The organism is Pseudonocardia zijingensis, from assembly GCF_042657305.1.
Lineage (GTDB): Bacteria > Actinomycetota > Actinomycetes > Mycobacteriales > Pseudonocardiaceae > Pseudonocardia > Pseudonocardia zijingensis.
In genome coordinates, this window is sequence record NZ_JBHSKO010000015.1 from 62,040 (window position 1) to 88,750 (window position 26,711).

The 26,711-nt window shown below is 74.3% G+C and carries 21 protein-coding genes; 9 read left to right on the forward strand and 12 right to left on the reverse strand.

What is annotated here, in order from left to right; genetic code table 11:
• Window positions 1-88 precede the first annotated feature (88 nt).
• A complete protein-coding gene (locus ACFPL3_RS25940; RefSeq protein ID WP_343945591.1) occupies window positions 89-325 on the forward strand; it encodes an IclR family transcriptional regulator domain-containing protein in 237 nt (78 codons plus the stop codon).
• Here the strand turns inward: ACFPL3_RS25940 and ACFPL3_RS25945 are convergent.
• The 3 genes from ACFPL3_RS25945 to ACFPL3_RS25955 all read right to left on the reverse strand — a co-directional run bounded on the left by ACFPL3_RS25945 (window position 306) and on the right by ACFPL3_RS25955 (window position 5,974).
• On the reverse strand, window positions 306-3,119 hold the full coding sequence (locus ACFPL3_RS25945; protein WP_379589688.1) for a helix-turn-helix transcriptional regulator: 2,814 nt from the start codon (window positions 3,117-3,119) through the stop codon (window positions 306-308). The genes ACFPL3_RS25940 and ACFPL3_RS25945 overlap by 20 nt on opposite strands.
• A 160-nt stretch (window positions 3,120-3,279) precedes the next feature.
• Window positions 3,280-4,983 (reverse strand): peroxidase family protein, encoded by a 1,704-nt coding sequence (locus tag ACFPL3_RS25950; RefSeq protein ID WP_343947048.1) that lies wholly within the window; start codon window positions 4,981-4,983, stop codon window positions 3,280-3,282.
• A gap of 94 nt (window positions 4,984-5,077) precedes the next feature.
• On the reverse strand, window positions 5,078-5,974 hold the full coding sequence (locus ACFPL3_RS25955) for a universal stress protein (RefSeq protein ID WP_343947047.1): 897 nt from the start codon (window positions 5,972-5,974) through the stop codon (window positions 5,078-5,080).
• 196 nt (window positions 5,975-6,170) lie between these two features.
• Between ACFPL3_RS25955 and ACFPL3_RS25960 the strand changes: the two genes are divergently transcribed.
• Both ACFPL3_RS25960 and ACFPL3_RS25965 read left to right on the forward strand, forming a co-directional pair.
• Window positions 6,171-6,698 (forward strand): CBS domain-containing protein, encoded by a 528-nt coding sequence (locus ACFPL3_RS25960; RefSeq protein ID WP_343941457.1) that lies wholly within the window; start codon window positions 6,171-6,173, stop codon window positions 6,696-6,698.
• 5 nt (window positions 6,699-6,703) lie between these two features.
• A complete protein-coding gene (locus tag ACFPL3_RS25965) occupies window positions 6,704-7,702 on the forward strand; it encodes an Acg family FMN-binding oxidoreductase (protein WP_343941508.1) in 999 nt (332 codons plus the stop codon).
• A 19-nt stretch (window positions 7,703-7,721) separates the two neighbouring features.
• Here the strand turns inward: ACFPL3_RS25965 and ACFPL3_RS25970 are convergent, their stop codons facing one another.
• From ACFPL3_RS25970 to ACFPL3_RS25995, 6 genes are all read right to left on the reverse strand, one after another.
• The gene (locus tag ACFPL3_RS25970; RefSeq protein ID WP_343941458.1) at window positions 7,722-8,690 is read right to left on the reverse strand and encodes an ABC transporter substrate-binding protein; all 969 of its coding nucleotides are present in this window, start codon (window positions 8,688-8,690) and stop codon (window positions 7,722-7,724) included.
• Between the two features lie 30 nt (window positions 8,691-8,720).
• Window positions 8,721-9,818, reverse strand: coding sequence for a FecCD family ABC transporter permease (locus ACFPL3_RS25975; protein WP_343941459.1), 1,098 nt, complete (start codon window positions 9,816-9,818; stop codon window positions 8,721-8,723).
• Window positions 9,815-10,603, reverse strand: coding sequence for an ABC transporter ATP-binding protein (locus ACFPL3_RS25980; protein ID WP_343941460.1), 789 nt, complete (start codon window positions 10,601-10,603; stop codon window positions 9,815-9,817). Before ACFPL3_RS25980 ends, ACFPL3_RS25975 begins: the two co-directional genes overlap by 4 nt.
• Window positions 10,604-10,611: 8 nt before the next feature.
• On the reverse strand, window positions 10,612-11,880 hold the full coding sequence (locus ACFPL3_RS25985; protein ID WP_343941461.1) for an MFS transporter: 1,269 nt from the start codon (window positions 11,878-11,880) through the stop codon (window positions 10,612-10,614).
• Window positions 11,881-11,940: 60 nt separating this feature from the next.
• Window positions 11,941-13,440, reverse strand: coding sequence for a long-chain-fatty-acid--CoA ligase (locus ACFPL3_RS25990; protein ID WP_343941462.1), 1,500 nt, complete (start codon window positions 13,438-13,440; stop codon window positions 11,941-11,943).
• A gap of 67 nt (window positions 13,441-13,507) precedes the next feature.
• Window positions 13,508-14,713 carry an MFS transporter gene (locus tag ACFPL3_RS25995; protein WP_343941463.1) on the reverse strand — a complete coding sequence of 402 codons (1,206 nt, stop codon included), beginning with the start codon at window positions 14,711-14,713 and terminating at the stop codon, window positions 13,508-13,510.
• 97 nt (window positions 14,714-14,810) lie between these two features.
• On the opposite strand from ACFPL3_RS25995, the gene ACFPL3_RS26000 reads away from it, so the two are divergent.
• The gene (locus tag ACFPL3_RS26000; protein ID WP_343941464.1) at window positions 14,811-15,416 is read left to right on the forward strand and encodes a TetR/AcrR family transcriptional regulator; all 606 of its coding nucleotides are present in this window, start codon (window positions 14,811-14,813) and stop codon (window positions 15,414-15,416) included.
• Window positions 15,417-15,423: 7 nt separating this feature from the next.
• Here ACFPL3_RS26000 and ACFPL3_RS26005 read toward each other — a convergent pair whose 3' ends face one another.
• Entirely contained in the window at window positions 15,424-16,776 is a 1,353-nt protein-coding gene (locus ACFPL3_RS26005; protein ID WP_343941465.1) for an aspartate aminotransferase family protein, read from the reverse strand.
• Window positions 16,777-16,787: 11 nt separating this feature from the next.
• Window positions 16,788-18,311: a CoA-acylating methylmalonate-semialdehyde dehydrogenase gene (locus tag ACFPL3_RS26010; protein ID WP_343941466.1), complete on the reverse strand. Its 1,524-nt coding sequence runs from the start codon at window positions 18,309-18,311 to the stop codon at window positions 16,788-16,790.
• Window positions 18,312-18,402: 91 nt separating this feature from the next.
• Here ACFPL3_RS26010 and ACFPL3_RS26015 point away from each other — a divergent pair, with 91 nt between their 5' ends.
• The 5 genes from ACFPL3_RS26015 (at window position 18,403) to ACFPL3_RS26035 (ending at window position 24,822) form a co-directional block, all read left to right on the forward strand.
• Window positions 18,403-19,992: a PucR family transcriptional regulator gene (locus tag ACFPL3_RS26015; RefSeq protein WP_343941467.1), complete on the forward strand. Its 1,590-nt coding sequence runs from the start codon at window positions 18,403-18,405 to the stop codon at window positions 19,990-19,992.
• A 226-nt stretch (window positions 19,993-20,218) separates the two neighbouring features.
• Window positions 20,219-21,379 carry an LLM class flavin-dependent oxidoreductase gene (locus ACFPL3_RS26020; RefSeq protein WP_343941468.1) on the forward strand — a complete coding sequence of 387 codons (1,161 nt, stop codon included), beginning with the start codon at window positions 20,219-20,221 and terminating at the stop codon, window positions 21,377-21,379.
• 1 nt (window position 21,380) lies between these two features.
• Window positions 21,381-22,166, forward strand: a complete 786-nt coding sequence (locus tag ACFPL3_RS26025) for an SDR family NAD(P)-dependent oxidoreductase (RefSeq protein WP_343941469.1) — start codon at window positions 21,381-21,383, stop codon at window positions 22,164-22,166.
• Window positions 22,163-23,464: an MFS transporter gene (locus ACFPL3_RS26030; protein ID WP_343941470.1), complete on the forward strand. Its 1,302-nt coding sequence runs from the start codon at window positions 22,163-22,165 to the stop codon at window positions 23,462-23,464. Before ACFPL3_RS26025 ends, ACFPL3_RS26030 begins: the two co-directional genes overlap by 4 nt.
• Window positions 23,465-23,478: 14 nt before the next feature.
• Window positions 23,479-24,822, forward strand: coding sequence for an amidase (locus tag ACFPL3_RS26035; RefSeq protein WP_343941471.1), 1,344 nt, complete (start codon window positions 23,479-23,481; stop codon window positions 24,820-24,822).
• 8 nt (window positions 24,823-24,830) lie between these two features.
• On the opposite strand, the gene ACFPL3_RS26040 is transcribed toward ACFPL3_RS26035, so the two are convergent.
• On the reverse strand, window positions 24,831-26,219 hold the full coding sequence (locus tag ACFPL3_RS26040; RefSeq protein ID WP_343941472.1) for an HNH endonuclease: 1,389 nt from the start codon (window positions 26,217-26,219) through the stop codon (window positions 24,831-24,833).
• Window positions 26,220-26,711: the final 492 nt, after the last annotated feature.

The following is a 26,711-nucleotide window of genomic DNA, read 5'->3' on the forward strand; positions in this document are numbered from 1 at the left end:
AGCCGACCAGGTCAACGGCGATCTTGCCGAGCGGCCCGCGCCCGGGCGGCGGTCCGCCGCGTCATGACGATCCGGCTACGACCAGGAACTGGAGGTGGGAGTGCGGAGCGTCGCGGTGCCGGTGCACGACGCCACCGGCGCGGTCGTCGCGGCGCTCACCGTGGGCACCCACACCGGTCAGGTCGACGAGGACGCGCTGGTGAACGTCATCCTGCCGCACCTGCGGGACTGCGCGGCCACGATCGAAAGCACCGTCACCACACGCTCCCCGACGGCGGTGGCCACCTCGATGCTCTACCCGGCCGTCAGACCGGCGGGGAGCTGAGTTCCGCCGGGTCGGCGGCCCGGTCCGGTTCGAGCACGGGTGCGAGCAGGCGCACCAGCTCGGTGCGCGAGCGCACACCGAGCTTGCGGTAGATCCGGGTGAGGTGGGCCTCGACCGTTTTGCGGGAAACGAACAGGGCGGCCGCCACCTCGGCGTTGTTGCGGCCCTCCGCCACGCGGGTGGCGACCTGCAGTTCCTGGGCGCTGAGCCGCCGGGCGTACGCGGCGCCCGCCCGCCCCGGCCCGGCTGCGCCCCGGCCCCGCCCGCTGCCGCCCGCGGCCGCGACCTCGGCCGCCGAGCGGACGGCCCAGGGCGCCGCTCCGAGCTCGGTGAACAGCGCGCCCGCCTCCCGCAGAACCGGACGGGCCAACGCGGGGCGGCGCAGCCGCCGCAGCACCTCGCCCTCGCACAGGAGGGTGCGCGCCCGCTCGAACGGCACGGGGTGCGCGCCGTGCCAGGAGCGGGCGTCGGCGAAGTGGCCCTGCGCGGTCTCGAGGTCCTCGGCGAGCATGCCCCGGCACCGGGCCGCCGCCGCGGCGGGCTGGGCGAGACCGTCCTCGGCGGCCTCGTCGAGGCGGGCGAGCGCCTCCTCCGCGCGGCTCGGTTCGCCACGCCTGATCTGCGCCTCCGCCAGGTCGGCGGCGAGCGTGGCCACAGGCACGGCCCCCAGCCCCTGCGCGCTCGCGGCGCGCGACGCCTGGTCGAGCTGGGTGACGGCGGCCTCGGGGTCCCCGGCGGTCAGCGCGGCGAGGCCGAGTGCGGCGGGGACGGCCACCCGCAGGCTCGCGATGCCGTAGGGCCCGACCTCCTCCCGGGCGCGCTCGGCCCAGCGCCGGGCCTCCTCGGGGCCGCCGCACACGGCGTCCAGCCGGGCGAGTGCGACCAGGGCGAGCCCGATGACCGGGACCTGCCCGAGCTCCTCCGCACGGCGCAGGCCCTCGACGAGGTCCGCGCGCGCGGCCGCCCACTCGCCCCGGGACAGGTCCAGATCCGCCCGCGCCACCAGCGCGAAGGCCTGCACCGCGGACACCCCGGCCCGCCGGGTGGCGTCGAGCACGGCGCCGAGCAGCCCCTGGGCTGCGACCGGGCGTTCCAGCCGGGCGAGCACCTGCGCGAGCAGCACCAGGTGGTGGCCGTGACCCCGGGGGTCGGCGGCGGGTGCGAGCCGCTCCGCCACCACCGCGCGGTCGCGCGCCTGCGCCGTCCGGCCGGCCTGCAGCAGCGCGGACGCCGCGGCCACCGCCACGGAGAACCGCTCGGGAGCGCCCGGCTGCGCCGCTGCGCACTCCGCGGCCCGTACCCCCTCCGCGATCCGGCCGACGATCCCGAACGCCGGCGCCGCCTCCGCGTAGAGGCGTGCCGCCCGGCCCGCATCGGCGCCCCGGACCGCGTCGGCGGCGCGCACGAGGTCGTCGGCCGCGTGCGCGGGATGACCGAGCCAGGCGTGGGCGCGCCCGCGGACCAGCGCGAGGTCGGCCGCCGGACCGGGGTCGGGTTGCAGGGCGAGCCCGTCGTCGCACCACCGGCGGGCCTGCTCGGCCGCGCCGCCCAGCAGGGCGTCCACGGCCGCAGCGTGCAGCCGTGCCGCCCGCCGCCCCGGGTCCGAGGTCAGCGCCGCTGCCTGCTCCCCGACGCGCCCGGCGGCCAGGTGGCCCCCGCGGCTGCGCGCGGTCGCGGTCGCGTCGTCGAGCCCGTCGGCGATCGCGTCGTCCGCCCCGGTCAGGGCCACGGCCCGCGACCACGACCGCAGGTCCCCGTCGACGTGCACGGCGAGCGCGAGCACGACGCGGCGGCGCGCGGCGGGCGGCGTGCACGCGATGACGGCAGCCGGCAGCAACGGGTGGCGCAGCGACACCGTGCCGTGCCGCGTGCGCAGCAGGCCCGCCTGCTCGGCCGCGTCGAGGTCGGACAGCTCGGCCCCCAGCGCCGCGAGGACCGGCTCGAGCTCCTCCAGCTGCGCCGGACCGATGGTCGCGAGCACGGCGAGGGCCATCCGGGTGGCCTCCGGCAGCGATTCCACCGCCGCCGACCAGGCGTGCTGGAGCGCGGGCCCCGGCCGGGAGCCCGGGAAGGCCTCGGCCGGGCCGGCCAGCAGGTGCGCGGGCGTGGCGGTGACCGTCTCGATCACGGCCGACGGGTTGCCGCCGGTCTGCGCCGCGATCTGCTCCTCGACCTGCGGCGACACCTCCACCGGCAGCGCCGCGACGAGCTCGTGGCACTCGGTCTGGTCCAGCCCCTCCAGCCGCAGCTCCGGCAGATCGGCCGTGAGACGCCCGCCCGGCTGGTCGCGGTAGGAGAACAGCACCGCCGCCGACGGGAGGGACAGCCGCCGCGCGGCGTACAGCAGGATCCGCCGGGACTCCGGGTCGACCCACTGCAGGTCGTCGACGACGATGAGGAGCGGGGCATCGGCCGCCGCGGCGGTGAGCACGTCGAGCACGGCCACGCACGCCGCCAGCGGGTCCACGACGCCCGGGCGGAGCGCGAGCACCGTCTCGACCGCCACCTGGCGCGCGACCGGGAGGTGCTCGGTGTAGCGCCACAACGGCACCAGCAGGTCGACCGCGGCCGCGTAGGGCAACCCGGACTCGGCCTCGCCGCCCCGGATCCAGACGGTGCGGCGCTCAGCGCTCGTCGCCACCGACGCGAGCAGGCTGGTGCGACCGATCCCCGCCTCGCCCGCGACCACCACCGCGCGTGCACCCCGGCCGTTCCCGGCCACGACGGAGGACAGCACCTCGCGCTCGCGGACGCGACCGACCAAGGACGGTGGAGCTGGTGCGGTGACGCGCATGCGCGGCTCCCGTTCCTCGGGGGCGTTGCACGCGTGGTCGCCGCGGACACACGCAGCGTTAACGCGCACCGCCACCGAGGGCGGGAGAGCGCGGTGCCCCCCGATCCCCACGGGGCGAGGAGCGGGAGGGACCCGCGCGTGATACCTCCAGGTCGCCCGGTCAGGCGAGCACGCCGGCGAACCGCAGGAAGTCGGCGATCGACCGGACCGGGCTGCCGTCACGCAACCGCACGCCCTGGGCCGGGCTCCAGCTCGCCTGGTGCAGGAACGAGCCGGGGTCGTGGCGGAGCTGGGCGATGATCGTCTCGGCGACGATCCGGCTGCCGACCTCGCCCAGCGTGTTGCCGCGGGCGCGGACCTCGGACTCCTTGAGCACGTAGAACCACAGCGGCGTCCGCTCGACGAACCCGCCGTCCCGCAGGGCCTGGGCCACGCCGGGGTCGCCGCTGGTGAGCTCCTCCTCGGTGAGCGGCGCGACCCCCAGGGTACCGGCCACCGCCTGGCCCGTCGGCATGGCGAGCAGGTAGCCGCGCAGCAGGTTGCGCACGGCGAGCCGCTTCAGCACCTCCTCGATCTCGTCCGGTGTCTCCGGCGGCAGGCCGCCGATCTCGTTGGCCATGTCGTGCAGCGGCGGGGCCAGCACCGTGTCGATGCGGCGGGCGAACCGGTCGGCCAACGGGCTGTTCGGATCGACCATGCGGTCCCACTCGGCGATCCAGTTGAACGGCAGCGATTCCAGGTTCTCGTCGCCGAACGGCGGGCGGGCCTTGCCGGTGAACCGGAAGAGCAGGGCGAACGGCGCGTTGGCGATCACGTTGCCCGGCCGCCCGAAGTTCCGGTTCCAGTCGTAGGCGCCCCGCACCATGCTGTGGCCGAACCGGTAGGCCGCCACCGAGAACTCCAGGGGCATGTACAGCCCCCGCGTCGGGAGCTGCAGGCGGTCCTGGTCGGCCGTGAGGACCTGGTCCACCACCAGGTCCGCGGTGACCGTGCGCAGGAAGTCGTGGACCACGACCCACTGGAAGGTCCAGCGCAACAGATCGCGGGCGCGCAGGAAGACCTCACCGTCGCTCACCCGGTCCGGCTCGTTGGCCCGCACCCAGTCCACGGCCTCGTTGTGGAACCGCAGGAACGCGACGTGGAGCTGGGCCACCACCAGGTTCTCGTCGTTGCGGTGGTCGCCGATCAGCGCCGTGCGCGCGGCGTTGCGGGGCAGGTCGCGCGCCAGGTCGTGGATGGGCGGGATGCGCACGCCGGGGATGTCCGGTCCGACCGCGGCCCGGCCGAGCCGGAACTTGATGCCGTCGTAGGGGACGAACTCCTCGGCGGCCGGGTCGGTCACCGCGAACGGGCCGTCACCGTAGACGGAGTCGAGGTTGAGCGACGGGTGCCGCAGGTTCGCGAGCTTCTCGGTGACCACCTTCGGGTCGAGCGGCACGAGTGGCCGCCGGGTGATGTCGGAGACCTCGCTGTCCCGGTCGGTGTTCGCGGTGAGGTCGTGATCGAGGAACTGGCCCCAGTAGGTGAAGATGGGCGGGATCGGGGAGTTGCCGTCGTCCCCGGCCGGGTCCTGCTCCACCATCGCCCGGCCCAGCGTCGTGAGCGCGTCGACCACGGCGTCCGGGTCGTCGTTCGGCAGGTGGTGCTGCGGGAACTCGTCCGCGAACCGGCGGAACAGGTAGTCGAACCGCGTGGTGGCGACCTCCGCCGCCACGGCCGGCTCCGCCTGCACCACCGCGCTCAGCGGGGTCGCCGTGCCCTGCTCGGCGATCATCTCCCTCTCGTCGTCGTGGAGGTCGCGCACGGCGTGCCCACCGTGCGCCAGCTCCGCGATCACCCGCGCCGGCTCTCCCTGACCGCTCATCGGCAATCCCCTTCCACAGTTCGGGGTACCGAGGTTGACGCGGGCCGCAGGCCACCGGCTTCCGGGAATTCCCTACATCCGTCACCTCATCGGGTCATCCCGCGCTCGTGGTCTCCGCGCGCACGACGGCCACCGGGCAGTGCGCGCGGTGCAGCACGGCGTGGCTCACCGAACCGAGCACGAGGCCCGCGATGCTGCCCCGGCCGCGGGAGCCGACCACGACCAGTTGCGCGCGCAGCGACTGCTCCACGAGCGCGTGGGCGGCGTGGTCCCGCGTGACGACGCGCCGCACCGGCACGTCCGGGAACTTCTCCGCCCACCCCGCCAGCCGCTCGGCCAGGAGCTGCCGTTCGCCGTCCTCGATCGCGTCCCAGTCCAGGAGCGGCGCCACCGCCGGATCGACCAGCAGGTCCCACCACGTGTGCACCGCCACCAGCGGGACGTTGCGCACCGCCGCCGCCTCATAGGCGAAGGCGAGCGCCGCCTCGCTCGTGGGCGACCCGTCCACGCCGACCACGACCGGCGCCTCCGGGTCGGGCGTCTCGGCGTCACCGCGCACGACCACCACCGGGCACTCGGCGTGCGCGCCGAGCGCCACGGCGACCGAGCCGAGCAGCAGACCGGTCACCCCGCCGAGCCCGCGGTCACCGATCACCACCAGCTGGGCGCGCCGCGCCTCGTCGGTGAGCACCGCGATCGGGAACCCCACGACCAGCTGCGACTGCACCTCGAGTTCGGGCTGCTCCTGCTCGGCGAGCTGCGCCGCCTCGGCCAGGTGCCTGCGGCTCACGCCGAGCATGATCTCCCGGTAGCTGTCGCCCATCCCGACGTAGCCGATCGGCTGCCCGCGCAGCCACTCGAACGCCGTCACGACCCGCAGCGGCACCCGCCGCCGCACGGCCTCCTGCGCCGCCCAGCGCACGGCGCGCCGGGCCGGCTCCGACCCGTCCACGCCGACGACGACCGGGCGTCCCCGCTGTGGTGTGCTCATCCTCGTTCCTCCTCGGGTTCGTGCTCCCGAGGTTCGCCCGCCGGCACCGCGCGGCGGCAGTGGCGCCGGTCCCGACCCCGCGGGTCCGGCGGCCGCCACGCGCCGTGACCTCCGGCGGGGCACGGGGGGCCGTCCGCCCCTGCCCGCCGCCGCGCACGCCCGGAACGCTGGCGCCGTCCCGCCGAGGGGAGGCGCGATGACGACACCGGATCCGAGGACCGAGCGCCCGTGCCCGGCCGCGCCGCCGGAGGTGCGCGACGACGACCCGCTGGTCACCACCCTGATGAGCCGCAGGGTCGTCGGGATCACCGCCGACGTGGACCTCTCCACCGCGCTGCGCCTGATGGCCGCGGGCCGGGTCCGGCACCTCCCGGTGTTCGACGGCAAGCGCTGCCTGGGGCTGCTCCTCGAGACCGACGTCGTCGACGACCTGCTGGCCGCCGGCGTCCCGGCCGACCGGTCCCGGGGAACGGTGGGCCCCCTCGTCCGCCCGGCTCCGACGGTGCCGGCCACGGCCCGGCGCTCCGACGTCGCGCGGTGCATGCGCGACGAGGGACTCGACGCGGTGCTCGTCGTCGACGAGGGGCGGCCGGTCGGGATCGCCACCGTCACCGATCTCGTCCGCTCGCTGGCCGATGAGCAACCCCCGTCCGAGGGCCGTGGCCCGAGGGGCCGTTCGCCCGTGGCGCGCCGCGGGGCGCCGGGGCGAACGTGGCGGACGTGACCGCGATGCCCGACATCCCCGAGGCCTTCGGCCTCCGACCCGAGCAGGTCGAGTCGCTCCTCGTCACGGTGGGGAGGGCACCGTCGCTGCACAACGCGCAGCCGTGGCGGCTGCGCCTCGACCGGGACGTCATCGAGCTGCACGCCGACCCGGAGCGCAGGCTCCCGGCGGCGGACCCCGACGACCGCGAGCTGCGCATCGGGTGCGGCGCCGCCCTGTTCAACCTGCGCCTCGCCCTGCACGGCTACGGCGTCCGCCCGCTGGTCACCGTGCTGCCCGACCACGACCGGCCGGAGCTGATCGCCACGGTCCGCCACGGCGGGCGCACGCCGCCCACCCCCGAGCAGGAACGCCTGCTCCGCGCGGTGCCCCGGCGCCGGACCAACCGGCACCCGTTCACCGACGAACCGGTGCCCGAGCCCGCACAGGCGGCCCTGCACCGGGCGGCGCTCGAGGAGGACGGCTGGCTGCACGTGCTGGACGAACCCGGGCAGCGCACGGCGCTGCGGGAGATCGCCGCCCGCGCCCACCGCGCCCAGGTGGACGATCCCGCCTTCCGGGCCGAGTTCGCCCGGTGGACGGGCCGAGCCGACGACGCGACCGACGGCGTGCCCGCGGCCGCGGGCACACCCGCCGAGCCGCACGACCGGTGGGTGCTGCGCGACTTCACCGGCGGCAACCGCCCCAGGCGCGTGCCGGGCAAGGACTTCGAGCCCGACCCGTTCATCGTGGTGCTCGGCGCTCACGGCACCGGGCCCGCGGCCGACGTCCAGGCGGGACAGGCGCTGCAGCGGGTGCTGCTCACCGCCACCGCGGAGGGTCTGGCCACCTCGTTCCTGTCGCACGTCGTCGAGGTGCCGCGGACCCGCGACGAGCTGCGCCACCTCATCGGCGGCACCCGGGCGCCGCAGGCGGTGCTGCGTGTGGGCCGCGGCTGGCCGGTCCCGCCCACGGGCCGGCGCGACCCCACCGACCTGATCGCGCGCCGGCCGGTCTCCCGGTGACGACCGTCGGCCGCGCGGATCAGCCGAGGGCCGCGAGCTCGTCCGCGAGCACCTCCAGGCCCTCGACCGCGACGGGGCCGGGCCCGGTGTAGCCGAACGGCACGGCGATGACCGCGCCGGTGCGGATGGCGGTGACGGCGCCGAGCTCGGGCCGCTGCCGCAGCGCCTGGCGGGCGCTCTCGGGCGTCTGGTCGCCCTGGGTGAGCAGGATCAGCACCTGCGGGTCCTGGGCCACGAGCGTCTCGAGGTTCACCTCGAAGTTGCGCCGGGGCACGTCGCTGAACACGTTCGCCAGCCCGAGGATGCGCATCTGCTCGTCGACGGTGCTGGTCGCGCCGTAGGCGGAGAGGCCGCCGCCGTCGCGGGAGAGGATGAGGGCGGCCGCCCGCCGGGCGGTGGCGGCGGGCGGGAACCGCTCCCCCACCGCGGCCACCCGCTGCCGCAGCGATGCCACCTCGGCCGCGGCGGCCTCGGCGGTGCCGAAGAGCCGCCCGTAGAGCTCGACGTCGGCGAAGACGTCCTCGAGGTCACCGGCCGCGTCCTGGCAGTAACCGCGGCTGACCAGCAGGTCGATCCCGACCCCGGCGAGCTCGTCCGCGCCGGTGGCCGCGCCCTCGTAGCTGATCACGAGGTCCGGGATGCGGCTGATGATCTCCTCCCGGGCCAGCTCGACGGTCGGGGCGACGACCTCGACGCCGTCCAGCTCCGGCGCGTACTCACCGGGGAACGAGGCGGTCTCGAAGGTCCGCACGACGATCCGGTCGGCAGCCCCCGCTGCCGCCACGAGCGGTGCGGCCACGGAACCGACGGTGACCACGCGGCCTGGGGGCTCGTCGAACGTCACCTCCCGGCCGCAGCTGGAGATCGTCATCGGGAACCCGTCCCGTGGGCCGTCGTCCGTGGCGGGGGTCGCGGCCACCGTGCCGCAGGCGGCGAGCAGGACGGCGGCGGCGAGGACCGTCGGGGCGGTCGTGGGGTTGAGGCGCATGCGTGGGTCTGCTTCCGTGTTCTGTCGGGGTCAGGGCGTGGCCTGGAGGCGGCGGACGAGCAGGAGCAGCAGCGGCGCTCCGACGACCGCGGTGACGATGCCGAGGGGGAGCTCCCGGGGTGCGAAGGCGGTGCGGGCGACGACGTCGGCGGCGAGGAGGAACAGGGCGCCGAGGAGCGCGGCGACGGGGATGACGCGCCGGTGCGCTCCGCCGACGCACAGCCGGGCGACGTGCGGCACGACCAGCCCGACGAACCCGATCGCCCCGGACACGGCGACCACGGCCCCGACGCAGAGGGCGACCACCACGAGCGCCTGCGCCCGCAGCCGGGCGGGGGCCACGCCGAGGGTGCGGGCCGTGTCGTCGCCGATGGCCAGCGCGTCGAGCCGGTTCGCCATCAGCAGCAGCACGCCCAGGCCGGCGACCACCGTGGGCGCGGTGCTCACGAGGGCGGGCCACTGGGCCGAGCTGAGCGACCCGAGCAGCCAGAACACCACCGCGCGGGCCCCTTCCGGCGAGTCCGACGCGAAGATCAGGAAGCTCGTCGCGGCCGAGAGGACGTAGCCGATGGTCACCCCGGCGAGCAGCAACCGGATCGCGGTGATCCGGCCGCCCTGCCGCGCCACGACGAACAGGACGGCGGTGGCGGCGAGCGCGCCGATGAACGCGCTGGCGGTGAGGGCGGCGGTGCCCGCTCCCACGCCCACCCCGAACAGGATCGACGCCGCGGCGCCGGTGGAGGCCCCCGACGTCACGCCCAGGAGGTGGGGGTCGGCCAGGACGTTGCGCACCATCGCCTGCAGCGCCACCCCGCCCACCGCGAGGGCGGCCCCGACCAGCGCGCCCAAGAGCACCCGGGGCACCCGGACCAGCCAGACGATGGTGTCCTCCGCCGCGGACCACGTCGGGTCGTGCGGCCACCCGACGAGATGGTGCCCGACGATGCCCGCGACGGTCCCGGGCGCGACGGCGACCGGCCCCAGGCCGACGGCGACGGGGAGGAGGACGAGCAGCGCCGCGGTCAGCCCACCCACCCACATCGAGACGTGCCTGCGGCGGCGGGCGTGGTCGAGGTCGTCGAGCGGCTCGGGGTCCGCGCCCGCGGTCCGCGGTTCGACGGCGGTCACCGCGCCACCACGCCCGCCGAGCGGGGATCCGGGTGCGGGCCGAACACGAGCTGGACGGCGCCGAGCTCGACGAACCGGCGGACCGCGACGTCGTAGACCGGTTCCAGCACCTCCGGGGTGAGGACCTCGCCGGGATCGCCCGCCGCCACGACCTTGCCGCGGTGGAGCAGCACCAGCCGGTCGCAGTAGCGGGCGGCGAGGTTCAGGTCGTGCAGCACCACGACCGTGGTGAGGTCCAGCGCGCGGACCAGGCCCAGGACCTCGTGTTGGTACCGGACGTCGAGGTGGTTGGTCGGTTCGTCGAGCAGGAGGTGGTCGGCCTCCTGGGCGAGGGCACGGGCGATGAGGACCCGCTGCCGTTCCCCTCCGGACAGCGACCGGAACTCGCGGTCGGCGAGGCCGCGGGCACCGACCCTGCGCAGCGCCGCGGCGGCGGCGCGGTGGTCGGCCGCGGTGTAGCGCTGGAACGACGTCTGCAGCGGGGAGCGGCCCAGCAGCACCATGTCGGCCACGGTCATCGGGATCTCCGACGGGTTCTCCTGCGCGACCACGGCGATCCGGCGGGCCAGTTGCCGGCCCGAGAACTCCCGCAGCGGCGTGCCGTCGAGGCTGATCGTGGCGGTCTCCGGGCGGATGGCCCCGTGGAGCACGCGCAGCAGCGTCGTCTTGCCCGAGCCGTTCGGGCCGATCAACCCGACCGTCTCCCCGGAGCGGGCCACCAGCGCGGCGTCGGAGAGCACCAGGGTCTCCCCGTAGCTGAACGAGATGTCGTGCGCCGAGATCATGTGCGCCCTCACCCCGCCACGACGGGCGTGGGCACGGCACCGCGCCGGTGCAGGCGCAGGATCGCCGCGGCGGAGCCCAGGGCCACCGCCGCGCACAGCAGCCCCGGGCCCCACGCCAGCGCGTCGCCGCCCGCGTCGACCACCGCGCCGAGGAGCGGTGTGAGGGTCACCGTGGTGAGGCCGGCGAGCAGGTAGAACGCCCCGAAGTAGGTGCCGGTCAGGCGCGCGGGCCCGAAGGCGGGGATCAGCTCGTTCACGAACGGCTGGGCGATCATCACCCCGAACGCCAGCACGGTGGCCGCGACGACCACCGTCGCGAGCTGCGCCGCCGGGACCGGCGGCACCAGCAGGACCCCGAGCGGGGGCACCAGGAAGGCCGACCCCATCACCGAGAGGCCCAGCGCCATCGCCCGACCCCGGGCCACCGCCCCGCACAACCTGGTCACGCGGACCTGGAACAGGATGCTGACGACGGTCTCGGCGATGAAGAGCGCCGCCACCGCCGGGGCGGCGCCTGCGGGTCCGGCGGCCTGCTGCGCCTGCAGCGTCAGCACGAAGTAGATCTGGCTCTGCAGCGCGAACATGCCCACGAGCGCCACCGCGAAGGCCCAGAACGCCCGGTTCGCGACGAGCTCTCCGAGGTCGCCCAGCACGCTGGTGGTCGCGCGCTCGACCGGCCGCGACGGGAGCACCAGCAGCTGGCCGATGGCCAGCACGGCGAAGATCCCCGCCGCGGCGACGGCGGTGATCCGGAAACCGAGCGCCACCATCGCGATCCCCAGCAGCGGGCCGAGCGTCGACCCGACGTTGCCGAACACGTTGAACAGGGCGAACGCCTCGGCCCTGTGTGTCCCGGAGTCGTGCGCGATGTGCGCGCGCACCGCCGGGTTGAACAGCGCGCCGGCGAACCCGGTGCACACGGCGGCGAGCAGGACGACCGCGAGCGACCCGCCCGCGGCGAACAACGCGAAACCCACCGCCCGCACGGCCAGCCCGACCACGATCACACCGCGCGTCCCGAGCCGGTCGGCGGTGGACCCGCCGACCAGGTACAGGCCCTGCTGGCTGAAGTTGCGCACCCCCAGCACCACGCCGACGGTGACCGCGGACAGCCCGATGTCGTCGAGGAGGTAGTCGGCGAGGAAAGGGATCAGCATGTAGAAGGCGGTGTTGCCGGCGAGCTGGTTGACCAGCAGCAACCGGACCGCCACCGGCAGCGCACCGAAGATCCGCAACGTGCCCACGATCAGCTTCCACACCCCTCGCCCGACGATCACGCAGTGCGAGCGAGACGATAACCGTTTTCACTATCGGATGGAAGAGATCACCCGCGCGGGTCAGGTCGGCCCGGACGTGACGGGCGGGCGCACGTCGCGCCGGAGGATCTTGCCCGTGGGCCCCTTGGGCAGGGCGTCGACCAGCCAGACCGCGCGCGGGTACTTGTAGGCGGCCAGCCGCTGCCGCACGAAGTCCGTCAGCTCGGCGGCGTCGGCGCGGGCGCCGGGCTTGAGCGCGACGGCCGCGCCGATCTCCTCGCCGAGCTCGGCGTGCGCGAACCCGATCACGGCGGCCTCGGCCACGGCGGGGTGCTCGTAGAGCACCTCCTCGACCTCGCGCGGGTAGACGTTGTAGCCGCCGCGGATGATCAGGTCCTTCTTGCGGTCGACGATGGTGTGGTAGCCCTCGGCGTCGCGGGTGGCGATGTCGCCGGTGCGGAACCAGCCGTCCGGGATGGCGGCGGCGGTGGCCTCGGGGCGGTTCCAGTAGCCCTTCATCACGTTCTCGCCGCGCACCGCGATCTCGCCCGGCTCGCCGTCGGGTACGTCGTGGCCCTCGTCGTCGACCACGCGCATCTGGCACCCGCGCACCGCGAAGCCGATGGTGCCCGGCTTGCGCGGGTGCCCGGGATGGTTGAACGACACGACCGGCGCGGTCTCCGACAGCCCGTACCCCTCGAGCACCGTGCAGCCGAACCGCGCCTCGAAGCCCTTCAGGACCTCCACCGGCATCGCCGCGCCGCCGGTGATGCACGTGCGCAGGGACGACGTGTCCGCTCCCCCGGCGTCCGGGCTGTGCAGCATCGCGGCGTACATCGTCGGCACGCCCTCGAACACGGTCACCCGGTCACGCGCGACGACCCGCAGCGCCGTGGCCGGGTCGAACCGCGGCACCAGGGTCAGCGCGGACCCGGCGACGACGGCGGCGTTGAGGCCGCAGGTCAGCCCGAACACGTGGAACAGCGGCAGGCACCCCATGACCACGTCGGCAGCGGTGACCTCGATCAGCGTCTCGGCGGTGGCACGGGCGTTCGAGTCCAGGTTGTGGTGGGTGAGCTCGGCGCCCTTGGGCTCACCGGTGGTGCCGGAGGTGTAGAGGATCACGGCGGTGTCGCCGTCGGCCCGGTCGACCGGATCGGGCGCGGGCCTGCCGTCCAGCTCCGTCGGCCCGGTCGCGGGCACCACGACACCTGGGATCCCGGCGGCCCGCGCCGCCTCGGGCACCACGTCGCCCGAGCGGTCCCAGCCGTAGACCAGCGACATGCCCGAGTCGCGGATGTAGTACCCGACCTCCCGGGTCTTGAGCAGCGGGTTCATCGGCACCACCACGGCGCCCGCCAGCATCGCGCCGTAGAACAACACCGGGAACGCGGGCACGTTGGGCAGCACCAGCCCGACCCGGTCACCCGGCCCGACGCCGCGCTCGCGCAGGTCCCCCGCCACGGCCGCCGCGTTGGCGTGCAGCTGCGCGTAGGTCAGCACGTGGTCGTCGAGCTTCACCGCGGTGCGGTCCCCGTGCTCTCGGGCGGTCGCGACGAGGTTCGCGGCGAGGTTGGTCATGCGCCCGAGCGTGCGGGGAGAACGCGGCCGCGCACAACGCAAGGTGCAGGAGGTGCAACCAACGGGGTCACGGGCGCGCGGTGGCGGGGAAGCCGTTCCTGCGGGCCGATGCGACGACGAGGAAGGCGATCACGGAGAGGACACCGGTCGCCACGGGGACTGCCTGGGCACCGATGCCGTCGACGATGACCGCCCCGACCGCGCCGGCGGCGAAGATCGCGGCGTTGAACACGGTGGTCAGCATCGCGTTGGCGACGTCCGCGCTGCGTCCCGCGGCGTTCGCGCTGGCCGTCTGCAGGTGGGTGGCCGCACCGCCGAAGGCGACGCCCCACGCGAGGATCGCGCCCACCGTCGCGGGCAGCGACCCCGCCGCGACCGTGAGCACCGTCGCGGCCACGACGAACGCCGCGACGCTGCACAACGTCAACGCGCGCAGGGCACGGTCGATCAGCACGCCGGTGATCCAGATCCCCACCAGCGCGGCGACCCCGAAGGCGAACAGGGCCACGTCCGGCCGCAGCCCGAGCCCCGCCGAGGAGAGGAGCGGCGCGATGTAGACGTAGAGCAGGTTGTGGGCGAGCATCCAGGTGAACACCACGGCCAGCACGGCCGCCACCCCGGGGATCATCGCCACCCGGTGCAGCCGGGGCCGATCGCCCGACCGCCCGCCCCGCGCGTCGGGCACGATCGGCAGCACCGCGACGATCACGACGGCAGTGAGGGCGGACACACAGAGGAACGCCCACCTCCACCCGACGACCGAGCCGAGCCACGCACCCAGCGGGGTGCCGATCGACAGCGCCACCGGCGTGCCCGTCATCGCGATCGCCAGGGCGCGTCCCGCGTGCTCGGGAGCCACGATGCGGCGCGCGTACCCGGCGAGCATCCCCCACAGCAGCCCGGAGAACGCGCCGCCGACGAACCGCGCCGCCAGCGCCACCACGAGCGACGGGGCGAGCGCGGTGAGGGCGTTCGCGATCAGGAAGCCGAGCAGGCCGACGACGAGCAGCCGCTTGCGGGACACCCCCTGGGTCAGCGCGATCGCGGGGATCGCCGCGAGGACGGTGCCCAGCGCGTAGGCGCTGACCAGTTGGCCCGCGGTGCCCTCGCTGACCGCGAAGTCGGCGCTCAGCTGCGGCAGCAGGCCCGCGGGCAGGGTCTCGGTCATGATCACGATGAAGCCCGTGAGGGCCATCAGCGTGAGCGCTGCCGTGGGCAGTCGCCCGTGGGTCGGCGGTGACTGGCGGGCTGGATCGACGACTCGGCTGGGCACGGGACTCCTCGACACCTATTTCGGAACGAACGATCCATATCTAGCCGCCGGCTGCGCGGCATGTCAATATGGATCAGACGATCCGAAAGGGGTGTTCATGGCCACAGCGGGCCGGCCGCGGAAGTTCGACGAGGACGCCGTCCTGGATGCCGCGATGACCGTCTTCTGGCAGCACGGCTACGACGCGGCCACCCTCGCTCAGCTACGAGAGGCCACCGGGCTGTCCTCGGCCAGCCTGTACGGGGCGTTCGGCTCGAAGAGCGAGCTGTTCGAGCGCGCGGTCGAGCACTACGTGAAGGGCCCCGGCCGGGTCACCGACCTGGTCACCGACCCGGACCTCAGCGCCGCCGAGGCCCTCCGGCGCATGCTGTACGCCTCGATCGCGATGCAGAGCGATCCCGCACACCCGCTCGGCTGCCTCGTGGCGCTGTCGGCCACGGTCGGCGCCGACACCGACGAGGGCGCCGCCGCCCGCACCGCGGCAGCCCGGCGCAGGCAGGCCGACCGGGACCGGATCACCGACTGCGTCCGGCGCGGTCAGAGCTCGGGCGAGTTGACCGGCGACCTCGACGCCGACGCGATCGCCACCCTCGTCCACACGTTCCTGCTCGGCATCTCCACGCAGGTGCGCGACGGGGTCCCACCCGAGCGGCTCCGCAGCGCCGCCGACGCGTGCCTGGCGCCGCTGCGCGTCCGCACGTGACCGCTGCTCAGACGAGCTCCTGGGCCTCCACCAGCGTGTGGCGCAGGATCTGCTCGATCTCGTCGAACTCGGCCTGGCCGCAGGTGAGCGGCGGGGCGACCTGGACGACGACGTCGCCGCGATCGTCGGGCCGGCAGTAGAGGCCGTTGTCGAACAGCGCGCCGGGCAGGAAGCCGCGCACGAGCCGTTCGCGCTCGGCGGCGTCGAAGGTCTCCCGGGTGGCCTTGTCCTTCACCAGCTCCACGGCCCAGAAGTAGCCGTCGCCGCGCACGTCGCCGACGATCGGCAGGTCCAGCAGCTTCGACAGCGTCGCGCCGAAGTCCGCCTCGTGGTCGAGCACCCGCTGGTTGAGCTTCTCGCGCTCCATCAGGTCGAGGTTGGCCAGCGAGACGGCGGCCGCCACCGGGTGGCCGCCGAACGTGTACCCGTGCGGGAACGTCACGCCGGGGCGCAGGAACGGCTCGATCACGCGCTCCGAGGCGATCATCGCGCCGATCGGGCCGTAGCCGGAGCTCATGCCCTTCGCGCACGTGATGAGGTCGGGGACGTAGCCGAACTTCTCGCAGGCGAACGTGGTGCCGTGGCGCCCGAACGCGCAGATGACCTCGTCGGAGACGAGCAGCACGTCGTGGCGGTCGCAGATCTCACGGACCCGGTCGAAGTAGCCGGGCGGCGGGGTGAGGCAGCCGCCGGAGTTCTGCACCGGCTCCAGGAACACCGCCGCGACGGTGTCGGGCCCCTCGAACAGGATCGCCTCCTCGATCCGGTCGGCGGCCCACTGCCCGAAGGCCTTCGGGTCGTCGGCGAACTCCGGGTGGCGGTAGAGGTTGGTGTTCGGCACCCGGAACCCGCCGGGGGCCACCGGCTCGAAGTCCTTCTTCATGGCGGGCAGCCCGGTGATCGCGAGCGCACCGTGCGGGGTGCCGTGGTAGGCGACGGCGCGGCTGATCACCTTGTGCTTCTGCGGCTTGCCGGTGAGCTTGAAGTACTGCTTGGCGACCTTCCAGGCCGTCTCGACGGCCTCACCGCCGCCAGTGGTGAAGAAGACCCGGTTCAGCTCGCCCGGGGCGAGGTCGGCCAGGCGGGCCGCGAGCTCGGCCTGGGCGGGGGTCGTGTAGCCCCAGACGGGGAAGTAGGCGAGCTGCTCGGCCTGCTTCGCCGCGACCTCGGCGAGCTCGCGGCGGCCGTGGCCGACCTGCACGACGAACAGCCCCGACAGGCCGTCGAGGATCTTGCGGCCGCGGTCGTCCCAGATGTGGGCGCCCTCCCCGCGCACGACGACCGGCACGGGCGTCGCGGGGTGGCGGCCCTGGCGGGCGAAGTGCATCCAGAGGTGGTCGGCAGCGGTGGCCGCGGTCATCGGGTGCTCCTTCAGACGTTGCGGGGGAAGCCGAGGTCGATCCCGCGCAGGCTCGGATCCAGCCAGCGGGACGTCACGACCTTGGCGCGGGTGAAGAAGTGGACGCCCTCGGTGCCGTGGGCGTGGGTGTCGCCGAACAGCGAGTTCTTCCAGCCGCCGAAGGAGAAGTAGGCCATCGGCACGGGCACCGGCACGTTGATGCCGACCATGCCCACCTCGACCTCGTTCTGGAACCGGCGGGCCGCGCCGCCGTCGTTGGTGAAGATCGCGGTGCCGTTGCCGTACGGATTGGCGTTGATCAGGTCGATGGCCTCGTCGTACGTCGCGACGCGGACGACCGACAGCACCGGGCCGAAGATCTCGTCGGTGTAGATCGACATGTCGGTGGTGACGTGGTCGAACAGGGTGGGGCCGACGAAGAAGCCCGTGCCGTCGGCGTCGGGGCTCACCCCGCGCCCGTCCACCACGAGCGTGGCGCCTGCGGCCTCCCCCGCGTCGACGTAGCCGGCGACCCGGTCGCGCGCCGCCGCCGTGACCAGCGGCCCCATGTCGCAGCCGCGCCTGCCGTCGCCGGTGCGCAGGGCGCGCGCCCGGGTGGCGATCCGGTCGACGAGGTCGTCGGCGACGTCCCCCACGGCGACCACCGCGGAGATCGCCATGCAGCGCTCCCCCGCCGACCCGAACCCGGCGTTCACGGCCTGGTCGGCGGCCAGGTCCAGGTCGGCGTCGGGCAGCACCACCATGTGGTTCTTCGCCCCGCCCAGCGCCTGCACCCGCTTGCCGTGCGCGGTGCCGGTCTCGTAGACGTGGCGCGCGATCGGGGTGGAGCCGACGAACGACACCGCCTTGACGTGGGGATGGGTCAGCAGCCGGTCGACGGCCGCCGCGTCCCCGTTGACCACGTTGAACACGCCCTCGGGCAGGCCCGCCTCGACCCACAGCCGGGCCAGCCACAGCGCGGCCGAAGGCACCTTCTCGCTCGGCTTCAGCACCACGGTGTTGCCGGCGGCGACGGCGATCGGGAAGAACCACATCGGCACCATGGCCGGGAAGTTGAACGGGCCGATGATCGCGACCGGGCCGAGCGGCTGGCGGATCGAGGAGACGTCCACGCGGGTGGAGGCGTTCTCGGTGAAGTCCCCCTTGAGCAGGTGCGGGATGCCGCAGGCGAACTCCACGACCTCCTGGCCGCGGGCCACCTCCCCGCGTGCGTCGTCGAGGACCTTGCCGTGCTCGGCGGTGATCAGCGCGGCGAGCTCGTCGGCGCGGGCGTTGAGCAGCTCGCGGAACCGGAACAGCACCTGGGTGCGCCGGGCAAGTGACGTGTCGCGCCACGCCGGGAACGCGGCCCGCGCGGCGGCGACCGCCGCGTCGACGTCCGCCGGGGACGCGAGCGCCAGCCGGGCCGTCACCTCGCCCGTCGCGGGGTCGGTCACCTCGGAGAACCGGCTGCTCGAGCCCTCGTGGGCGGCACCGCCGACCCAGTGGTGCAGGACGGGAACCTGTGCCGCGATCACGCCGGTCGCTGTCGACATGGCCCGAGTGTGCCGGCGACGGCCCCGCGGCGGAGTTGACAGAACATATGCTCGCGCCCGGAATCGTTGACACTCCGGAAAGGGCGGCCCGGTGTACCCGACGCTGGCCGATGTGCTCGACCTGCCGGTGCTGCGGGCCGCGGCGCCCCGGGTGCGCGCCGGGTCGGGCGGCCTGGACGTCCCCGTGCGGTGGGTCCACGTGAGCGAGCAGCGCGACCCGGCCGGCACGCTGTCCGGCGGCGAGCTGGTGCTGTCCATCGGCGTCGCGGTGGCCGACCCGACCACCGACCCGGCCGCTTACGTCGCGGCGCTGCGGGCCGCCGGAGCCGTCGGCCTCGTCATCGAGCTGGGCCAGCACCTCGACGCCCTGCCGGGCCCGCTCGTGCAGGCCGCCCGGGCCGCCGGCTTCCCGCTGGTCGAGCTCGGCCGCACCGTGCGCTTCGTCGAGATCACCGAGGTCGTCCACGCGCAGATCCTGAACAGCCAGTACGCCCGCATGCAGTTCACGCAGCGGGTCCACGACACGTTCCGCGCGCTGGCCGTCGAGAGCGGCGAGGTCGGCCGGGTGCTGGCCGAGGCGGCGACGCTCACCGGGCAGCCGGTCGTCCTGGAGGACCTCGGGCACCGGGCGCTCGCCTTCGCCGGTGACGTCCCCGCGGCGGTGCTGCTGAAGGACTGGACCGCGCGGTCCCGGCAGGCCCCGGCCACCCCCGAGCCCGCGGCCGCGGGGCCGGAGGGGTGGGCGACGTGCCCGGTGGGGCCGCGCAGCCGCCGGTGGGGGCGGCTCGTGGTGCCGCAGCGGGCGGTGGCCGACGACGCCGCGGAGCGGACGGCCATCGTGCTGCGCAACGCCGCCGACGCACTGACCATCGGCCGCCTGCTTGGCGACGACTCGCTCGGCCTCGAACTGGAGGCACAGGGCGAGCTGCTGCAGGACCTGCTGCACAGCACCACCCTCGACGAGCCGGCCCTGCGGGCGCGGGCCCGCGCCCTCGGGCTGCCGGCGGGCGGCGCACTGGCCGTGGCCGTGGTGGCGGCGGGTGGAGTGGCGGGCGCCGATCCGCACGACCGAGGCCCGGTGGAGGTCGTGGCCGCCGCGGCCCGCACCGCGCAAGCACCCGCGATCGTCGGCCGGTCCGGTGCGGGCCGGATCGCCCTCGTCGTGTCCTGCCGGTCACGCGATCAGGCCGACGGCCTGCTGGAGCGGGTCGTCGAGCTGCTGCCCGCGGGTTTCGCAGATGCGGTCGGCGCGGCGGGACCGGTCACGGCGTTCACCGACCTGGCCGCGGCGCTCACCGAGGCCGCGTTCGTCGTCGACGTCGCCGCGTCGGCCGCGGAGCCGCCACCGGCGCGGATCCGGCGCAGCAGCGACCTCGGGGCGGCGGGCCTGCTCTGGCAGCTGCGCGCAGACGAGCGGCTGGCGTCCTACGTGGACACCCAACTCGGGCCGCTGCTGCGCCTCGACGAACCGGCGCGCGGCACGATGCTCGCCACGCTGGCCGCCTTCCTCGACGCAGGCGGCCGGATCAGCACGTTCGCCGCAGCGGTGAACCTGAGCAGGCCCGCCGCCTACGCCCGGGTCGCACGCCTGCAGGAGCTGCTCGGCTGCGCGCTCGACCAGCCCCGCGTGCGGCTGTCGTTGCACCTGGCGGTGCTCGCGCTGCAGCAGGACGGGAGCTGAACCCAGAGCGGAGCAGTTTGCTGCTATCCGTCATTCTCAGCCTTGACAGTGAGATTCTGCGTCGCCATCATTCGCTCCACTACGCCGAACCGCCACGCCGGCGACCGTCCCACCCCTCCCCCATCCCGGCGCGCGCAGCCGCGTGCCTCGCTGCCCCCTGCCACGCACCTCGGCCGAGGTGCGTCCACGTGCTGCCGCGGGGCCCGAGCCGAAGGAGTTCCCCGAAGTGCCTCCACCCTGGGTGAAGAGACGCCGCCCGGACCCGACGATGCGGTTCGGGCTGATGTGGTTCAACTCCCCCACCCCCTACGCACTCGTCGACGGCCAGGCCGAGCGCAACCCCGACGTGCTGGACCCGCAGGTCCAGGCCCGGCTGGCCCGCGCCGCCGAGGACGCCGGGTTCGACTTCCTCTTCCTCGCCGACCGCTACCAGGTGATCAGCGACGCGAGCTCGCGGATCGGGCACGGCGACCCGTTCCTCGCGGCGAACTCGTGGGCGCCGATCCTCATGGCGGCGACGTCCCGGATCGGCGTCGCCACCACCATGCACACGCGCTACCTCTCCCCCGCGGTCATCGCACGCATCGGGGCGAACCTGGACACCATCAGCGGCGGCCGCTGGGCCTGGAACGTCGTGCCCGGCACCGTGGACGACGAGCTCATGGGCGTCCCGCCGCTGCCCCACGAGGACCGCTACCGCTACACCACCGAGGTGGTCGGCCTGGTGAAGGCGCTCTGGGCCGCCCGCGGCGACCGGGTCGACCTCTCCGGCGAGTTCCACTCCCTGCGCGGCCGGATGATGGGCCCGCACATCGTGCAGCAGCCCGCCCCGCCGCTGTTCAACGCCGGTGTCTCCGACGCCGGTCTGGAACTGATCGCGGCAGAGTGCGACTACGGCTTCTTCACCGTGGTCGACGACCTCGCCAAGGTCCGCACACCGGTCGAGCGGATCGCGGGCCTGGCCGCCGACCGGGGCCGTGACCCGCACGCCGTCACGCTCGTCGGCTCCGTCGGCGTGCTCGTCGACGACGACCCCGCGCGGGCGGCCGACCGCCTGGCCGAGCTCGAGCGGGACCTCGACCCCGCCGCAGCCACCGGGTGGGCGCAGTCCTTCCTCGCCCGCAGCCACACCTACCGCTCCACCCACGGCGACGAGGAGATCCGCAAGACCTTCGGGCTCGCGGGCGGCTCCCGCGTCCTGTGCGGCACGCCGCAGGACGTCGCGGAGCAGATCCTCGACGTCCACCGGCAGACCGGGCTGCGCGGCTTCCAGATCCTGCCGCTGACCTGGTCGGTGGACGAGATCGCCCGCATCGGGAACGTGTTCGCCCACCTCGAGCGGACCGGCTGCTGGGAACCGCCGGCACGACGCGACTGGAGCTGGTGAGATGACCACGCAGGGCCATGTCCTGATCACCGGCGTCATCGGGCGGATCGGCACGGCGATCGCCCAGGCGTTCCTCCGCGCCGGGTACCGCATCACCGGGATCGACTTCCGCGCCGACGAACTGGCCGCCACCGTGGCCGCACTCGGCCCGCCGGACCGGGTTCGCGGCCGGATCGCCGACCTCTCCGACGCCGCCCGGGTCGAGACCACGTTCGAGGAGGCCTGGGTCGACCCCGGGCCGGTGGACGTCCTCGTGAACTGCGCCGCGATCGCGCCCGTGAACCCGGTGGCCGGGATGGACCCCTGCATCTGGGACCGGGTCATGGCGGTCAACCTGCGGGCACCCGTGATCCTGACGTCCGCACTGGCGAAGCGCGTGCTGGCGGCCGGGCGCACCGCCTCGATCGTCAACATCAGCTCCGGCAACGCGCTGCGGGCCCGCGCGGGCGCCGCGCACTACTGCGCGTCGAAGGCGGCGGTGGAGAGCCTGACCCGCTCCGCCGCCCTCGAACTGGGCCCCAGCATCCGCGTCAACGCGGTCAGCCCGGGATTCGTCGACGTCGACAGCCCGGTGAACCCGGTCAGCCGCGAGTACGCCGACAGCTTCCCGCTCACGCCGATGGGCCGGCACGGCACGCCCGAGGACATCGCCCGCGCGGTGTTCTGGCTCGCCGGCCCCGACGCCGAGTTCTGCACCGGCACCGTGCTCCGGGTCGACGGCGGGTCGCTCGCCGGCCTGAAGAGCCTGCCGGTCCAATCGCGCCACGACGGAGGAACCCCCTCATGACCACGCAGTCACTCGACTCGGCGTCGTACGAGTCGGCCCGGCAACGGTTCCGCGCAGTCTTCGCCGGCAGCGTCGGCAACCTGATGGAGCAGTACGACAACCTCATCTACGCCTACTCCGCCGTCTACATCGGCAGCGTCTTCTTCGCGGGCGGCGGCACGCTGACCACCACGCTGGCCACCTTCGGCGTGTTCGCCGTCGGCTTCCTCGCCCGCCCGGTCGGCACGATCTTCTTCGGCCACATCGGCGACCGGTACGGCCGCCGACCCGCCCTGATCGCGAGCGTCGTCCTCATGGGCGCCGCCACCGTCCTCATCGGACTCCTGCCCGGCTACGCGACGCTGGGCGCCGCGGCCCCGCTGCTGCTCACCGTCCTGCGGCTGCTGCAGGGGTTCGCGGTGGCCGGGGAGTGGGCAGGCTCCACCACGATGCTCGTGGAGTACGCACCAGCCCACGCCCGCGGCCGCTACGGCAGCTTCAACCAGGTCAGCACCGTGTCCGGGTTCCTGCTCGCCGCGCTCGTGGTGTCGGTGAACGCGCTGCTGTGGCCCGCCGAGTCGATGCTGACCATCGGCTGGCGCATCCCGTTCCTGCTCGGCATCGTCACGATGCTGATCGCCCTCGTGCTCCGCCTGGGCCTGCGCGACACCCCCAAGTACGAGGAGGAGGCCCAGAGCGGCGCCACGAGCAGGCACCCGCTGCGGCTCACGTTCCGCACCCAGAAGAAGCCGATGCTGCTGGGCTTCTGCCTCAACGTCGGCAGCGGCGTCGGCTACTACTTCTTCCTCAGCTACCTGCCCACGTTCCTGCAGCAGCAGTTCACGCTGCCGCAGCCGCTCGTCTTCGCCTCGACCCTCGTCGGCCTCGCCGTCATGCTGGTGACGGTCTACGCCGCAGGCGCGCTGTCCGACCGGATCGGCCGCAAGCCGACGCTGCTGGCGGGCGCCGCGGCCACCACGGTGCTGAGCTGGCCGGTGCTGGCGCTGCTGTCCACCGGCGACCCGCTGGCCGTCCACCTCGCCCAGGCCTGCATCGGGGTGATGCTCGGCCTGCTGTGCGGGCCGATCCCGACCGCGCTCGCGGAGCTGTTCCCGACCAACGTCCGCTACTCCGCACTCGGCATCGGCTTCAACTTCGCGATCATGGCGTTCGGTGGCACCGCCGGCTTCATCGCCACCGGCATCATCGGCGCGAGCTCGTCCCCGCTGCTGGTGGCCGTGCTACCCGCCGCGGCGGCGCTCGTCTCGCTGATCACGATCATCGGGATGCCCGAGACCTACCGCAACGAGCTGCGCTGATGGGACCTCGACAGATGAGCACGAACTTCCGCGACGGCACCGACACCCCGCGCGCCTACCTGGAACGCTGCCTCGACGTCATCGCGCAGCGGGAACCGCAGGTCCGGGCGTGGGTCGTCCGCAACGAGGAGGCCGCGCGGGCAGCGGCCGACGCGAGCACCGAACGGTGGCGGGCGGGCTCCCCGCTCTCCCCGGTCGACGGCATGCCGATCGGTATCAAGGACCTCCTCGAGACCGCCGACATGCCCACGCAGATGGGCTGCGCCGCGTACGCCGGGAACTTCCCGCGCCACGACAACGCCGCTGTCTGGGCCCTGCGCAGGGCGGGCGCGGTGATCCTCGGCAAGACGGTGACCGCCGAGCTGGGCGGCACCGAGCCCGGACCGACCACGAACCCGTTCGACGCCTCCCGCACCCCCGGCGGTTCGTCGTCGGGTTCCGCTGCGGCGGTCGGCGCCGGGATGGTGCCGGCCACCGTCGGCACCCAGGTGGTGGGCTCGATCATCCGCCCGGCGAGCTACTGCGGGAACTGGGCGCTGAAACCCTCCCAGGGCGCGATCAACCGCGGCGAGCGGCAGGCCACCAGCATGAGCACGCACGGCGTGCACGCCACCGGCCCCGAGGACATGTGGCTCACCGCCATGGCGATGGCCGCCGCGGGCGGCGACCCCGGGCACGCGCCCCTCGCCGGCCCGGTGGACACGACACCCGCCCCGAGCCGCCCCCACTCGGTGGCCGTGATGGAGACGGAGGGCTGGGACGAGCTCGACCCCAAGACCCGAGAAGCGTTCGACCAGGTGCTCGGCCGCCTCGAGGAGCTCGGCTGCCCGGTGCTGCGCCGGGGTGGCACGCCGCCGCTGGAGCGGTTCGAGCGGTCGCTGACCGGCGCCGTGGACATGGCGATCCGCATCACCGCGTGGGAGAACCACTGGCGGCTGCGCGGCCTCATCGCCGAGCACCCCGACGGCGTGAGCGCCCGCGGCCAGGAGACCCTGCGCGTCGCGGAGGAACTGGGCGTCGACGGCTACGTCGAGCTGCTGGACCGGCGGCGGACCCTGCGCGCCCGCCACGCGAGCCTCGCCGGCGTCGCCGAGGTCCTGATCTCGCCGGCGTCCCCGGGCCCGGCACCCGCGTCGTCCGTGGACACCCCGGGCCGGCCCCGCGCCCCGTGGCCGACCGGCAACCCCGTCTTCAACGCGCCGAGCTCCGTGCTCGGCGCGCCGGTGGTGACCGTCCCCCTGATGACCGTGGACGGCCTACCCGTGGGCGTGCAGGTGCTGGGCCAGCCGGGCGCCGACGCCCGGGTGACCGCGATCGCCCGGTGGCTGGGCGACCACGTGCCCCCGGTCTGCGTCTAGCGCCCCCCTCACGCCGCCACCGCCCGAACCCGCTTCGGGAGCAGGGCGTCGAGGATCGGGTCGGGGTCGAGGCGGTCGCCGTACCAGTCCGGTGTCAGCGTCCAGTGATCGATCCGGGCGTGCCGCTCGGCGAGATCCTCGAGATTCCCGCTCAGCTGCGGCGCGACATCCGGGATCGGTGACCCGTCGGGCCGGGCGAATTCCCACCTCCCTGCTCGTCGTTTCACGTGATAGCCGTGGTCGTGGATCACTTTGTGGTGGTGGCTGCAGAGCAGCACGAGATTGTCGATATCGGTCGGACCGCCCCGCACCCACCACCACACGTGATGCGCAAGCAAGAACCGAGTATGCACACACCCCGGGAATTGACACCTGTCGCCGTCCCGGACCGTCAACGCCGCGATCTGCGCCGGAGTCGCCAGCCGCCGTGTTCGACTCAGGTACATGCGGTTGCCGGTGCGGTCGTTCAGCAGAACCTGCACCCGGGCATCACACGCCAACCGCTCCGCGGTCGTCCTCGGGATCTCGGGCCCGTTCTCCAGCCGCGCGGTGCCGGAGTCGGCATCCAGGTGCACGACCACCCGGGCGGTGCCCCGCTCCACGACCGGCCCGTCCCCGGGCTGCCGGGTGACGTACTCCAGCAGCGCGTCGGCGCGGCGGGCCTCGGTCCGGTCGAGCGAGGCGCCCGGTTCCTGCTCCCGGGCCTGCTCGTCCAGGTCCGGCGGAACCGGCTCGGTGCGGGCGGTGACCGGTCGCCGCTTCGGCACCCGGGCCTCGATCGCGCTGATGAACGCCGCCCCGGCGTCCGGCGTGAGCCGGGCCCGCACGATCAGCGAGCCGTCGTCGTCCCAGGTCCAGGTCAGCGACCTGCGGGCCGCGGTGTCGCCGGCCGGGGTGTGCCTGCGTCGCACTGCGCGGACGACGGTTTCGAGGTGTCCGGCGGTGCCGCCCAGGGCGAGGGTGAGCAGGATCTTCTCGGCGGTCTCCGGATCGGCGACCGTGGTGTGCTTCAGGTCCGACGTGCCCGCAGCGATCTCGGCCGCCATCCGGGTCAGGGTGGCCGAGTCGGAGCCGACGACCCGGGTGATCGCTCGGACCTTCGAGTACGACAACCGGCCGGCCGCGAACGCCTCGGTGATCTTCGGTAACCGCTGCAGGGCGTGGGCCACGCGGAGCCGTTCGTTGGCGGTGCGGATGTTCATGCCGGCGCGCCAGGACAGCCAGTGGGCACACGAGTGGACGCCGTCGATGGCCCAGTCGCGGCGATCGTCGAATTCGGCGAGAAGCACCAGGAAGCGGCATTCGGCGGCGGCGAGTTGCCCGGCGAGGGTGAGTAGTTCGTTTTCCAGGGCGTCGACTGTGAGGCCGGTGGGGAGGGGGAGGATGGTTGCGACCATGGTGTGAGGATGACAGGAGGGTCTGACAATTCCGGGCCGTCAAGGACGGCTCCGGTGAAGATTTTTTGGTGGCTTCCTCGGAACGGGGCGGGAAAGCAGGTCGCCCATGGAGAGGCGGCCCGGCTCGCCCACGCAAGATCGCTGCGCGAGCCGGGTTCCGCGGAACCCAGCCGAGAAGACAGCCCCGATGAAGGACATCGCTGGGGATGGTTCGGGACCACAAGACAGTCGCGCAGGCACCCGGCAGCGACGGGCTCATCGCGAACCGGCGTGCCCCCCAGCCGGGGACGGCCGTCCACGCCACCCCGGGGCCGGGCTGACTGCACGGCGGGCCAGGACGAGGCCCGGCGTGGCCTCCGCGACGCGCCGACCCGGCTCGCCAACCGCAAGATCAGCACACGAGAGTGGGTTCCGCGGAACGCGGCTGGGGTGGGCTGGCGCGATCCTCGACCGCGACTCGCGGCGGTCTGTCGGAGATGCGCCTCCTCTCGG

Coding starts and splice junctions, on each gene's coding strand:
- ACFPL3_RS26000 (WP_343941464.1), top strand. CDS start 14,811: ATGGCCACAGCGGGCCGGCCGCGGAAGTTCGACGAGGACGCCGTCCTG.
- ACFPL3_RS25980 (WP_343941460.1), bottom strand. CDS start 10,603: ATGATCTCGGCGCACGACATCTCGTTCAGCTACGGGGAGACCCTGGTG.
- ACFPL3_RS25970 (WP_343941458.1), bottom strand. CDS start 8,690: ATGCGCCTCAACCCCACGACCGCCCCGACGGTCCTCGCCGCCGCCGTC.
- ACFPL3_RS25960 (WP_343941457.1), top strand. CDS start 6,171: ATGACGACACCGGATCCGAGGACCGAGCGCCCGTGCCCGGCCGCGCCG.
- ACFPL3_RS26030 (WP_343941470.1), top strand. CDS start 22,163: ATGACCACGCAGTCACTCGACTCGGCGTCGTACGAGTCGGCCCGGCAA.
- ACFPL3_RS25955 (WP_343947047.1), bottom strand. CDS start 5,974: ATGAGCACACCACAGCGGGGACGCCCGGTCGTCGTCGGCGTGGACGGG.
- ACFPL3_RS26005 (WP_343941465.1), bottom strand. CDS start 16,776: ATGACCGCGGCCACCGCTGCCGACCACCTCTGGATGCACTTCGCCCGC.
- ACFPL3_RS26025 (WP_343941469.1), top strand. CDS start 21,381: ATGACCACGCAGGGCCATGTCCTGATCACCGGCGTCATCGGGCGGATC.
- ACFPL3_RS26035 (WP_343941471.1), top strand. CDS start 23,479: ATGAGCACGAACTTCCGCGACGGCACCGACACCCCGCGCGCCTACCTG.
- ACFPL3_RS25945 (WP_379589688.1), bottom strand. CDS start 3,119: ATGCGCGTCACCGCACCAGCTCCACCGTCCTTGGTCGGTCGCGTCCGC.
- ACFPL3_RS25965 (WP_343941508.1), top strand. CDS start 6,704: ATGCCCGACATCCCCGAGGCCTTCGGCCTCCGACCCGAGCAGGTCGAG.
- ACFPL3_RS25950 (WP_343947048.1), bottom strand. CDS start 4,983: ATGAGCGGTCAGGGAGAGCCGGCGCGGGTGATCGCGGAGCTGGCGCAC.
- ACFPL3_RS26040 (WP_343941472.1), bottom strand. CDS start 26,219: ATGGTCGCAACCATCCTCCCCCTCCCCACCGGCCTCACAGTCGACGCC.
- ACFPL3_RS25990 (WP_343941462.1), bottom strand. CDS start 13,440: ATGACCAACCTCGCCGCGAACCTCGTCGCGACCGCCCGAGAGCACGGG.
- ACFPL3_RS26010 (WP_343941466.1), bottom strand. CDS start 18,311: ATGTCGACAGCGACCGGCGTGATCGCGGCACAGGTTCCCGTCCTGCAC.